This is a genomic window from Stenotrophomonas sp. 2619, from assembly GCF_040548725.1.
Taxonomy (GTDB): domain Bacteria; phylum Pseudomonadota; class Gammaproteobacteria; order Xanthomonadales; family Xanthomonadaceae; genus Stenotrophomonas; species Stenotrophomonas maltophilia_AP.
Genome location: NZ_JBEPSF010000001.1, coordinates 386,161 through 398,106 on the forward strand (window position 1 = coordinate 386,161; position 11,946 = coordinate 398,106).

The following is an 11,946-nucleotide window of genomic DNA, read 5'->3' on the forward strand; positions in this document are numbered from 1 at the left end:
CCACCTCTGGCGGGCGAGGGCAGTGCCCACACGGTACTGAAGCCAGGTACAGGGGAAAGACCGCCGGAGTCCCTTTCCCTGTGCGGAGCCTGCGCATGCGTTGCCGTCTGTCTGTTCTTCCCCTGACCCTGCTTGCGGTGCTGCCGTCGCTGGCGCTGGCCTACCAGGCCGAGCCGCCGCGCGAGGCGCTTCAGGTCCTGCACGTGGACCGCTACGCCGACGACGCCGCACCCGGGTCGCTGCGCTGGGCGATCACCACCGCCAACCAGGCCCCGGGCCGCTACCGCATCGAGATTGACGCGGTGGGCAGCGCGCCGTATGTGATCCGCCCGGCCTCGCCGCTGCCGGAGATCGTCGGCCCGGTGCAGATCGTCGGCACCCCATGGGCGAGCGCCGGCCAGTACGTCGCCATCGACGGCGCCGGCTACGTCACCGGCACCGGCACCGATGCCTGCCCGGGTGCCGAGCCGGGCCAGTCCGGCACCAACGTGCGCACCACCACGCTGCCGGGCCTGGTCCTGCGCGACACCACCGGCGTGGCGCTGAGCGGTCTTGAGATCCGCAACTTCTGCATCGGCATGCTGATCAACCGCAGCAGCCACAGCGACATCCACGACAACCGCATCGTGGCCAACAAGGGCGGCGCCGGCATCATGCTCACCGGCGACGACGGCAAGGGCCAGTCCACCGCCACCACCACCGTGCACAACCGCATCGTGCGCAACCAGTTCGTCGACAACGGCGACGGGTTGGAATTGACCCGCGGCGCGGCCTGGAACCTGGTGGCCGACAACCTGTTCCAGTCCACCGCCGCCAACCCGGAGCCGTCGCAGGGCATCGAAATTCTGTGGGGCAACGACAACACGGTGGTGCGCAACCGCTTCGTCGACTACTCCGATGGCCTGCAGATCAACTGGGGCAACCGCAACTACATCGCGGCCAACACCTTCACCGGCAACTCGATCGGGGTCAGCGTCACCGGCAGCGACAACGTGGTGGACGGCAACACGATCACCGGCAACGGGATCGGCATCGCGGTGCGTCCGCAGCCGGTAAGCGCACCGAACCGGTTCAGCGCCAACCAGATGGTCGGCAACGGGCTGAAGATCGCGCGCTGCGAAGCCGGCGGCGCCTGTGCCATCGGCCAGCCGCGCGGGGCGATCGTGTTCGGCGTGCCGGGGCTGGAACATGCCAGTTTCGTGGGCTCGCGCGGACGTGGGGTGGAGACCGACCCGGCCAAGCGCGCGCGCATCTGCAGCGGCGCCGATACCACCGGGTGCCAGCCGGCCCCCAACCTCGGTCAGGCCGCGCCGGTGTTGCAGGCGGTGCAGGGCCGCGGCAGCGCGCGCACCGTGCACGGCGTATTCCAGGGCCCGCCGCGGCAGCGCTACCAGCTGGACGTGTTCGGCAACCGTGCGGCCGGCGGTAACGAAGCCGAGTACCTGCTCGGCACCGTCGACGCCGTCACCGATGCGCAGGGGCAGGGCCGCTTCACGCTGGCGCTGCCGGCCACCGGCGAGGCTGCCGGTATGGCCACGCTCACTGCCACCGCGACCTCCGCGCTGGGCGCCACCTCCCCGTTGAGCGCGCCGCTGTCGCTGCGCTGACCCGTCGACCCCGAGAGATTCCGATGCGATTTCCGAACCCCACTCCGTTGACCCTGCTGCTGTCCGCGGCCGTGCTGGCGCCCGCGCTGGCCCACGCGCAGGACAGCAACCGTTACGACGGCAAGACCCTGACCGGCGACTGGGGCGGCACACGTACCGCGCTGGAGGAACGGGGCATCCGCTTCCGGGGCGACTACGTGGGCGAGGCGATGGGCGTGGTCGACGGCGGCTACGGCCGCACCGGCGCGCGCTATGCACAGCAGGTGCGGGTCGGCGTGGACCTGGACATGGGCCGCCTGGCCGGTTGGGACGGCGGTGCCTTCCACGTCACCCTCAACGACCGCCGCGGCAACAGCACCTCGGCCGACCTGGTCGGCAACCGCTTCCCGATCCAGGAAGCCTACGGCGGCCAGTACACCCGGCTCACCGAGGCCAGCTATGACCAGACCTTCAACGGTGGGCAGTCGTATTTCAAGCTGGGCTACTACGCGATGGGCAACCAGTTCGGCCTGCACAGCCTGCTGACCCATTTCGTCAACGCCGCCTTCTGCGCCCATCCGCTGGCGATGTCGGGCAACAGTGGCTGGTACAACTACCCCACGGCGCGCTGGGGCGGTGAAGTGGCCCAGCAGGTGAGCCCGGCACTGAACGTGCGCACCGGCTGGTTCCAGGTCAACCCGAACCTGGGCGGCAACATCGAACGCAATGCGTTCCGCCCGTTCGTGTCGGGCACCACCGGCTCGCTGATTCCGCTGGAGGTGACCTGGACCCCGGACAAGGGCGGGGCGCACCCGGGCGTGTACAAGTTCGGCGGTTACTACGACACCTCGCGCGTGGACCAGCGCGGGCTGGATACCTCGCCCACCACCGGACGCCACGGTGCGTATGTACTTGCCGAACAGCGCCTCACCCGCGAAGCCGGCGACCCGCAGCGCGGCCTGACCGCCTTCGCGCAGTACATGGTCTCGGACACCGACACCGCGCAGATCCGCCGCTGGTATGCACTGGGCGGTGTCTACCAGGGCATCGGCACGCGTGCGCAGGACAGCATCGCGCTCGGCTACGTGGGCGCGGACATCAACCGCCGCCTGGTCGACGCACGCCGCGCCACCCTGGCCGACATGGGGGTGCCGCCCGGCTCGCCGCTGTACCAGCTGAGCCAGGCCGAAGAACTGTTCGAACTGTCCTACAGCATCCAGGTGAATCCCTGGCTGATGGTCCGCCCCGACGTGCAGTACATCGTCAACCCCGGCACGTTCGCCTACACCCGCACCGACAACACGTGGGCCGTGGGCGTGCAGGCCAAGGTGACCTTCTGATGCGCGCCTTCCTTCCCTCGTTCCTGGTGAACCGCATGCGTCCGCTCACTCCCTTCATGCTGGCCGCCGTGCTCGGCGGCGCCGCGGCCGTTGCCCACGCCGCACCGGTACCGGTCACGCCCTTGCAGGTAGGCACACTGCGCATCGGTGAGGGCGCGCCGCGCACCATCGTGCCGATCACCGGTGCCACCGCCGAACAGGCGCTGCAGCAGGCCGCCGTGATCGCCGCCAGCCCGGCCACCGACCTGGCCGAATGGCGCATCGATTATCTGGACATCGCTACCGACGGCAAGGCGCTGGTAACCCTCGGCAAGCGCATCGCGCGCACGCTGGATGGCAAGCCGATGATCCTCACCTTCCGCACCCAGGCCGAGGGTGGCAGCAAGCCGATCAGCGACGCCGACTACGCCGCGCTGTACGCCACGCTGCTGCGCGGCGGCTTCACCCAGCTGATCGACGTGGAGATGTTCCGCGATCCGGAGCGGGTGGCGGCACTGGTCGCGCAGGCGCACGCGGCCGGGGTGAAGGTGGTGATGTCCAGCCATGACTTCCACGCCACCCCGGCGCGCGAGGAGATCGTTGCGCGGCTGCTGCGCCAGGAAGCGATGGGGGCCGACGTGTTGAAGATCGCGGTGATGCCGCGCGACGCCGGCGACGTGCTGGCGCTGCTGGATGCGACCTGGCAGGTGCGCCAGCGCAGCCGCAAGCCGCTGCTGACCATGTCCATGGGCGGTACCGGCGTGGTCTCGCGGCTGGCCGGGGAAACGTTCGGGCAGGCGCTGACCTTCGGCATGATCGGCACCCCGTCGGCGCCGGGCCAGGTCGAGGTCGAGCAGCTGCAGCAGGTGCTCCAGGTCATCCATGCGTCCAGCCAGGCCGGTCGTTGAGACCTCCCCGCCGAACGCCCCCCGCACTACGTCGTCGCAGGATTCCCGTATGAGCCATGTCACCGCCGCCGCGTCCCCGCTCGTGCTTGAGCGGATGAGTCCTTTCCAGTGGACGGCGATCGCCATCTGCGTGCTGTTGAACATGCTCGATGGTTTCGACGTGATGGTCATGGCGTTCACCGCGCCACACGTGTCGGCCGACTGGGCGCTGTCGGGCAAGCTGCTGGGCATCATGCTCAGCGCCGGCCTGGTCGGCATGGCATTGGGCTCGTTCCTGCTTGCGCCGCTGGCCGACCGCTGGGGCCGGCGGCCGATGATCATGCTGTGCCTGGTGATCCTGACCGTGGGCATGGCGTTGTCGGCACTGGCCGGCAATGCGTGGCAACTGGGCGCGCTGCGCGTGTTCACCGGCGTGGGCATCGGCGGCATGCTGGCCGGCGTGGGCGTGATCACCGCCGAGTACGCCAACCCCAAATGGCGCAGCACCGCGGTGGCGCTGCAGGCCACCGGCTACCCCATCGGCGCCACCCTGGGCGGGGTGCTGGCGGCCTGGATGCTGCAGCATTTCAGCTGGCACAGCGTGTTCCTGATCGGGGCCGGCGCGTCGTTGCTGTGCATCCCGCTGGTACTCAAGTGCCTGCCCGAATCGCTGGATTTCCTGGTGGCCCGGCGTCCCCCGGATGCCTTGCCGCGGCTCAACGCGTTGCTGGCGCGCATGCACATGCCCGCGCTGCAGGCACTGCCGCCGGCACCGCTGCGCCCCGATGGCCGTAAAGGCTACGCCGCGCTGTTCGTCGGCGACCTGCGCCGGGTCTCGGTGCTGATCGCGCTGGCGTTTTTCCTGCACATGTTCGCGTTCTATTTCGTGCTGAGCTGGACGCCGAAGCTGCTGGTGTCGGCCGGCGTGTCGGCGCAGCAGGGCATCACCGGGGGCGTGCTGCTCAACCTGGGCGGGATTGTCGGTGGCAGCCTGTTCGGTTGGCTGGCCTCGCGCTGGGCGTTGTCGCGGCTGACCGCGGCCAGCCTGCTGCTGGCGATGGTGGCGATGCTGGCCTTCGCCGGTTTCAACACCCAGCTGGGCATCGCGTTCCCGGTGGCGTTCGTGATCGGTGCGGCGTTGTTCGGTGCCATGGCCGGGTTGTACGCCGCCGCGCCGGTGGTGTTTGCCGCCGACGTGCGCACCACCGGGCTGGGCTGGGCGATCGGCATTGGCCGGGTCGGCGCGATCCTGTCGCCGCTCACCGTCGGCCTGCTGGTCGATGCGGGCTGGTCGCCCACCGCGCTGTACGTGCTGTGTGCGCTGCCGTTGGCACTGGCGGCGTGGGCCTGCCTGGGCCTGCGCGTCGGCGTTGGCCAGACGCGCAACTGAGTCGCCGGGCATGAATAGCCGCTTGTGCGATTATCGCATCATGAGTCCGATTATCGGATTGACCGCGTCGTCGCCGCTGCGCACCATGTCCGGGTCCCGTTTTCCCCCGTATGTCGCCGCCGCCTGCAGGGCACGGCAAGGAGCAACGCAGTGATCGACAAGACCGTGGCCAACGCTGACGCAGCGGTGGCCGACATCCACGACGGGGCGACGGTGATGATCGGCGGGTTCGGTACCGCCGGCATGCCCGACGCCCTGATCGACGCCCTGATCGCGCAGGGCGCGCGCGGGCTGACCATCATCAACAACAACGCCGGCAACGGCGACACCGGGCTGGCCGCGCTGATCCGGCACAAGCGCGTGCGCCGCATCGTCTGCTCGTTCCCGCGCCAGGCCGACTCGCAGCATTTCGATACGGCGTACCGCGCCGGCGAGATCGAGCTGGAACTGGTGCCGCAGGGCAACCTGGCCGCGCGCATCCATGCCGCCGGCTCGGGCCTGGGCGCGATCTTCACCCCCACCGGTTACGGCACCGAACTGGCGCAGGGCAAGGAAACCCGCGAGATCGACGGGCGCCATTACGTGCTGGAGTACCCGCTGCACGCCGACTTCGCGCTGATCAAGGCCCACCACGGCGACCGCTGGGGCAACCTGGTGTATCGCAAGACCGCGCGCAACTTCGGCCCGCTGATGGCGATGGCCGCGCGCTGTGCGATCGTGCAGGTGGACGCCGTGGTGCCGCTGGGCGACCTGGACCCGGAGGCCGTGGTGACGCCCGGCATCTTCGTGCAGCGCGTGGTTGCCCTGGATGCCACCGCTACTGCTGGAGCCCGCGCATGAACCGCCTGAGCCGCGAACAGATGGCCGCGCGCGTGGCGCGCGATATTCCCGAAGGTGCCTACGTCAATCTGGGCATCGGCCTGCCCACCACGGTGGCCAACTTCCTGCCCGCCGACAAGGAGATCTTCCTGCAGTCGGAGAACGGCCTGCTCGGCATGGGCCCGGCACCGGCCGCAGGCGAGGAGGACCCGGACCTGATCAACGCCGGCAAGCAGCCGGTGACGCTGCTCACCGGCGGCTGCTATTTCCACCATGCCGATTCGTTCGCGATGATGCGCGGCGGTCACCTGGACATCTGCGTGCTGGGTGCCTTCCAGGTGTCGGCACAGGGCGACCTGGCCAACTGGAGCACCGGTGCGGCCGATGCCATCCCCGCCGTCGGTGGGGCGATGGACCTGGCCATCGGCGCCAAGCAGGTGTTCGTGATGATGGACCTGCTGACCAAGCAGGGGCAGAGCAAGCTGGTGGACACCTGCAGCTACCCGCTCACCGGGCTGCGCTGCGTGTCGCGCGTGTACACCGACGTGGCCGTGTTCGACCTGGGCGAGGAGGGCGCGCGCGTACTGGAAATGGTGGACGGGGTCAGCCTGGCGCAGCTGCGCGAGCTCACCGGCCTGCCGCTGCAGATGGGCGAAGGAACCTGACATGAGCCTGCATGACACCTACATCATCGATGGCATCCGTACCCCGATTGGCCGCTACGGCGGCGCGCTGGCCGGCGTGCGTGCCGATGATCTCGGCGCGATCCCGCTCAAGGCGCTGCTGGCGCGCCATCCGCAGCTGGACCCGGCGCTGATCGAAGAGGTCTACCTGGGCTGCGCCAACCAGGCCGGCGAAGACAACCGCAATGTGGCCCGCATGAGCCTGCTGCTGGCCGGCCTGCCGGTGAGCGTGCCGGGCAGCACCGTCAACCGGCTGTGCGGCTCGGGGCTGGACGCGATCGGTACGGTGGCGCGCGGCATCGCCGCCGGTGAACTTGGCCTGGCCATTGCCGGCGGCGTGGAATCGATGTCGCGCGCGCCCTACGTGATGGGCAAGGCAGGCACGCCGTTCGCACGCGACCAAGTGATGGAAGACACCACCATGGGCTGGCGCTTCATCAACCCGCAGCTGCGCGCGCTGTACGGCGTGGAGACCATGGGCCAGACCGCCGAGAACGTGGCCGAGCGTTACGCGGTGTCGCGCGCGGACCAGGACGCGTTCGCGCTGCGCAGCCAGCAGCGCGCCGCCGCTGCCCAGCAACGTGGGTTCTTCGACGGCGAGATCGTGGCGGTCGATGCGCCCGGGCGCAAGCGCGGCGAAACCGTGTGCGTGGCGCGCGATGAACACCCGCGCGCGGACACCACGCTGGCCGCATTGGCCGCACTCAAGCCGTTGTTCCGCCAGCCCGGCAGCGTGACCGCCGGCAATGCCTCGGGCATCAACGACGGCGCCGCTGCGTTGCTGCTGGCGTCGGGCGCACAGGCACGCGCACTGGGGCTGACCCCGCGCGCACGCATCCTGGGGTTTGCCAGTGCCGGGGTCGAACCGGCGGTGATGGGTATGGGCCCGGTGCCGGCCACCCAGCGCCTGTTGGCGCGGCTCGGGTTGTCCATTGCCGACTTCGATGCGATCGAGCTCAACGAAGCGTTCGCCTCGCAGGGGCTGGCGTGCCTGCGCCAGCTCGGTGTCGCCGACGATGCCGCGCACGTCAACGCCAATGGCGGCGCCATCGCGCTGGGTCATCCGCTGGGCATGAGCGGCGCGCGCCTGGCGCTGACCCTGCTGCGCCAGCTGGAAGCCAGCGGTGGCCGGCGTGGCCTGGCCACCATGTGCATCGGCGTGGGCCAAGGGGTCGCGCTGGCCATCGAGCGCGTGTGACCGCCCGTGTTTTGTCCTGCTTCACGGCCGCTGCCGCCTTCGCATGGCAGCGTGCCACTGCCTTTCAGCCGCGGCCCCACCGGCCGCCCGCCAACCGGAGTACGCCATGAGCGATCCCACTGACCTGCGCGGCTACCGCAGGCCCTATCCCGGCACCCAGCCGGACCGCATCCACCTGCCGTATGCCTCCACCCGCCTGCGCGGCCCCGGGCGTGACCCGATCCAGATCCCGGCCACCCTGTCCGAAGTGACTGGGCCCACCCTGGACCGCATCACCCTGGGCGAACACGCCGCCGACCTGACCGCCGGCTTCAAGGGCCAGCCGCTGGGTGAGCGCATCGTGGTCAGCGGCCGGGTGCTGGACGAGAACGGCCGCCCGGTGCGCAACACCGTGGTGGAGGTGTGGCAGTGCAACGCCGCGGGCCGCTACCTGCACAAGGGCGACCAGCACGACGCGCCACTGGACCCCAACTTCACCGGTACCGGCCAGGTGCTGACCGACGACCACGGCCATTACCGCTTCACCACCATCAAGCCCGGCGCCTATCCGTGGCGCAACCACTACAACGCGTGGCGACCGGCGCACATCCATTTTTCGCTGCATGGCGACGGCATCGGGCAACGCCTGGTGACGCAGATGTATTTCCCCGGCGACCCGCTGCTGGACTACGACCCGATCTACAACTGCGTGGACGACGCCAAGGCCCGCGCACGCATGGTGTCCTCGTTCGACTGGGAAAACACCGCCAACGAATTCGCCCTCGGCTACCGTTTCGACATCGTGTTGCGCGGTCGCAAGATGACCGTGTGGGAGTAAGCAGATGAGTTTCCAATCCACTCCGTGGCAGACCGTGGGCCCGTACTACCGGCTGGGCCTGGAACCGCTGTACCGCACCGACATCGCGCCCGCCCAGGCGCAGGGCGAGCGCGTGCAGGTGCAGGGCCAGGTGTTCGACGGCCTGGGCGTGCCAGTGTCCGATGCCGTGCTGGAAATCTGGCAGGCCGATGCGCAGGGCATCTACGCGCACCCCGAAGACCCGCGCCACGCCGAGCATGACCCGGCCTTCGATGGCTGGGGCCGGGTGCCGACCGATGCGCAGGGCCGCTTCGCCTTCACCACCGTGCGCCCGGGCAGCGTGGCCGGTCCCAGGGGGCAGCCGCAGGCGCCGCACCTGATGGTGCTGGTGTTCATGCGCGGGTTGCTGCGCGCGGCCAGTGCGCGGTTGTACTTCAGCGACGCGCCGGGCAACGCCGATGACCCGATCCTGGCCCTGGTGCCGGCCGAACGCCGCGCCACGCTCATCGCCCAGGCGCAGGGCAACGACCTGTACCACTGGGACGTGCGCATGCAGGGCGAGTTGGAAACCGTGTTCTTCGACTACTGAGGCCGGCCTGCACGCGCAGCCTGACGGTGCGCGGGTAAGCTGGATCCTCCTTTGACTGGATGGCGTTTGATGAGCGATTCCCACGCGCTGCTTGGCGGCCTGTTCGGTGCGCCGGAGGTGGACGCGGTGTTCACCGACACCGCACGCCTGCAGGCGATGCTCGACGTGGAAGCCGCGCTCGCACGTGCCCAGGTGCGCTGCGCGGTGATTCCGGCGGCGGCGCTCGGCCCGATCGAAGCCGCCTGCCGCGCCGACCTGTACGCCGTGCCCGCACTGGGCCAGGCCACGCTGCTGGCCGGCAACCCGGCCATTCCGCTGGTCAAGGCGCTGACCGCACAGGTGCGCCACGCCGATGCCGACGCCGCGCGTTGGGTGCACTGGGGCGCCACCAGCCAGGACATCATCGACACCGGCGCGGTACTCCAACTGAGTGAAGCGGTGGGCCTGGTGCAGGAGCGGCTGCATGTGCTGTGCACCGCGCTGGCGGTGCTGGCCGATGCCGAACGCGATACCGGCCTGCCCGGGCGCACGTTGTTGCAGCAGGCGGTGCCGGTGACCTTCGGGCTGAAGGCCGCCGGTTGGCTCGACGCATTGCACCGCAGCCAACGGCGTCTGCAGGCGTTGCACGCCGACACGCTGGTGCTGCAGTTCGGCGGTGCGGCCGGCACCCTGGCCTCACTGCAGGCGCGCGGCCTGGACGTGGCCCAGGCGCTGGGCGAGGAACTGCATTTGCCGGTGCCGGCGCTGCCGTGGCACACCGCGCGCGACCGGGTGGCCGAGCTCGGTAGCACGTTCGCGCTGCTCACCGGCACGCTGGGCAAGATCGCCACGGATATCGTGCTGCTGATGCAGTCCGAAGTGGCCGAAGCGTTCGAGCCGGCCGGCGAGGGCAGGGGCGGGTCATCGGCGATGCCGCACAAGCGCAATCCCGTGGGCTGCGTGGCGGCCATTGCCGCAGCCACCCGGGTGCCCGGCCTGCTGTCCACCTTGTTCGTGGCGATGCCACAGCCGCATGAGCGGGCGGCCGGGCAATGGCATGCCGAGTGGGAAACCGTGCCGGAGATCGTGCGCCTGTGCGCCGGCAGCCTGGCCCAGGTGACCGTGGTGGTGCAGGGCCTGCAGCTGGACCGGGCGCGCATGCGCGATCACCTGGACAGCCACGGCGGCCTGCTGTACGCCGAAGCGGTGGCGGTGACGCTGGCTGAAACGCTGGGCAAGGTCGCCGCGCATGCGCTGGTGGAGCAGGCCGCACGCCAGGCGCTTGCCCAGTCACGGCACCTGCGCGAGGTGCTGCAGGACATGCCGGCGGTGAGCGCGCAGCTGTCGCCGACGCAGCTGGCGGCGTTGTTCGCGCACGACAGCTGGCGCGGCATGGCCGACACCTGGATCAACCGCGTGCTGGCGCAGCGCTGAACTCTATTGGAGTGTTGCAATGCAATTTCTTGAGCTTGATACGCATCGCCTGCATTACCGCATCGACGGGCCGGACGATGCGCCGTGGTTGACCTTCTGCAACTCGCTGGGCACCGACCTGCACATGTGGGACCCACAGGTGGCGGCGCTGTCGGCGCGGTTCCGGATCCTGCGCTACGACCGCCGCGGGCATGGCCAGTCCAGCGCGCCGCCGGGCCTGTACAGCGTGGCCGACCTGGGCGCGGACGTACTGGCGCTGTGGGACCACCTGGGCGTGGCGCGCAGCCATTTCTGCGGGCTGTCGATCGGCGGCCTGACCGGGCAGTGGCTGGGCGTGCATGCCGGCACACGCCTGCACACGCTGACGGTGGCGGCCACCGCTGCGAAGATCGGCACGGCCGAGAGCTGGGACGCGCGCATCGCGCAGGTGCGTGCGCACGGACTGGTGCCGCTGCGCGACGGCACCGCCGAACGCTGGTTCACCCCGGCCTTCACTGCAGCGGAACCGGCGCGGGTTGAGGACATCCTGCAGCGCTTCGTCGCCACCACCGTTGCAGGCTACGTCGGCTGCTGCCACGCCGTGGCCACCGCGGACTTCCGTGACGCGCTGGCGCAGATCCGCGTGCCGACCCTGGCCATCGCCGGCGACGACGATCCGGTCTGCCCTCCCGCAGACCTGCAGGCCATCGCACGCGGAGTCGCCCACGGCCACGCCGTCACGGTGCCCGGCCGCCACATCTGCAACATCGAATCGGCCGACGCATTCACCGCCGCCCTCACTGCCCACCTGACCTAGGTACCGACCATTGGTCGGTACGCCCCACCCGAAACGAGGCATCCCAATGGACGAACAGGAACGTTACGAAGCCGGCCTGGCCGTGCGCCGCGCCGTACTCGGCGAGGCCCACGTCGAGCGCTCGCTGCAGGCGCGCACCGACTTCACCCACGAATTCCAGGACTTCATCACCCGCACCGCATGGGGCACGGTGTGGACCCGCGACGGCCTGCCGCGCCACACCCGCTCGCTGCTGACCATCGTGATGATGGTGGCGCTGGGGCACGACGAAGAGTTCAAGCTGCACATCCGCGCCGCGCGCAACAACGGCGTCACCCCGGACGAGATCAAAGAGGTGTTGTTGCAGGCCGCCATCTACTGCGGCGTGCCGGCCGCCAACCACGCCTTCGCGCTGGCCAAGCCCATCCTCGAGGAACAGGCCAACGAGCCGCCCCGTTGATGCCGGCCACTGCCCGCATCACCCGGTAATG

General features: G+C 69.9%; 12 protein-coding genes. All 12 read left to right on the forward strand.

Annotation, left to right across the window (positions count from 1 at the left end):
• Positions 1–95: 95 nt before the first annotated feature.
• The 12 genes from ABIA71_RS01860 (at position 96) to pcaC (ending at position 11,915) form a co-directional block, all read left to right on the forward strand.
• Positions 96–1,607, forward strand: a complete 1,512-nt coding sequence (locus ABIA71_RS01860; protein ID WP_354282624.1) for a right-handed parallel beta-helix repeat-containing protein — start codon at positions 96–98, stop codon at positions 1,605–1,607.
• A gap of 23 nt (positions 1,608–1,630) precedes the next feature.
• Complete coding sequence (locus ABIA71_RS01865) at positions 1,631–2,926, forward strand: carbohydrate porin (protein ID WP_354282626.1); 1,296 nt, start codon at positions 1,631–1,633, stop codon at positions 2,924–2,926.
• Positions 2,926–3,813 (forward strand): type I 3-dehydroquinate dehydratase, encoded by an 888-nt coding sequence (aroD, locus tag ABIA71_RS01870; RefSeq protein WP_354282628.1) that lies wholly within the window; start codon positions 2,926–2,928, stop codon positions 3,811–3,813. Before ABIA71_RS01865 ends, aroD begins: the two co-directional genes overlap by 1 nt.
• A 49-nt stretch (positions 3,814–3,862) precedes the next feature.
• On the forward strand, positions 3,863–5,182 hold the full coding sequence (locus ABIA71_RS01875) for an MFS transporter (RefSeq protein WP_354282630.1): 1,320 nt from the start codon (positions 3,863–3,865) through the stop codon (positions 5,180–5,182).
• Between the two features lie 150 nt (positions 5,183–5,332).
• A complete protein-coding gene (locus ABIA71_RS01880; protein WP_354282632.1) occupies positions 5,333–6,022 on the forward strand; it encodes a 3-oxoacid CoA-transferase subunit A in 690 nt (229 codons plus the stop codon).
• Complete coding sequence (locus ABIA71_RS01885) at positions 6,019–6,666, forward strand: 3-oxoacid CoA-transferase subunit B (RefSeq protein WP_354282634.1); 648 nt, start codon at positions 6,019–6,021, stop codon at positions 6,664–6,666. Before ABIA71_RS01880 ends, ABIA71_RS01885 begins: the two co-directional genes overlap by 4 nt.
• 1 nt (position 6,667) lies before the next feature.
• Positions 6,668–7,882 (forward strand): 3-oxoadipyl-CoA thiolase, encoded by a 1,215-nt coding sequence (gene pcaF, locus ABIA71_RS01890; RefSeq protein WP_502960639.1) that lies wholly within the window; start codon positions 6,668–6,670, stop codon positions 7,880–7,882.
• A gap of 106 nt (positions 7,883–7,988) precedes the next feature.
• Positions 7,989–8,699, forward strand: a complete 711-nt coding sequence (pcaH, locus tag ABIA71_RS01895; RefSeq protein WP_354282636.1) for a protocatechuate 3,4-dioxygenase subunit beta — start codon at positions 7,989–7,991, stop codon at positions 8,697–8,699.
• Positions 8,700–8,703: 4 nt separating this feature from the next.
• The gene (gene pcaG / locus ABIA71_RS01900) at positions 8,704–9,267 is read left to right on the forward strand and encodes a protocatechuate 3,4-dioxygenase subunit alpha (protein ID WP_354282638.1); all 564 of its coding nucleotides are present in this window, start codon (positions 8,704–8,706) and stop codon (positions 9,265–9,267) included.
• A 69-nt stretch (positions 9,268–9,336) separates the two neighbouring features.
• Positions 9,337–10,680, forward strand: a complete 1,344-nt coding sequence (locus tag ABIA71_RS01905; protein WP_354282640.1) for a 3-carboxy-cis,cis-muconate cycloisomerase — start codon at positions 9,337–9,339, stop codon at positions 10,678–10,680.
• Positions 10,681–10,699: 19 nt separating this feature from the next.
• Positions 10,700–11,476 carry a 3-oxoadipate enol-lactonase gene (pcaD, locus tag ABIA71_RS01910; RefSeq protein WP_354282642.1) on the forward strand — a complete coding sequence of 259 codons (777 nt, stop codon included), beginning with the start codon at positions 10,700–10,702 and terminating at the stop codon, positions 11,474–11,476.
• Between the two features lie 46 nt (positions 11,477–11,522).
• Positions 11,523–11,915, forward strand: coding sequence for a 4-carboxymuconolactone decarboxylase (pcaC, locus tag ABIA71_RS01915; RefSeq protein ID WP_128097384.1), 393 nt, complete (start codon positions 11,523–11,525; stop codon positions 11,913–11,915).
• Positions 11,916–11,946 lie beyond the last annotated feature (31 nt).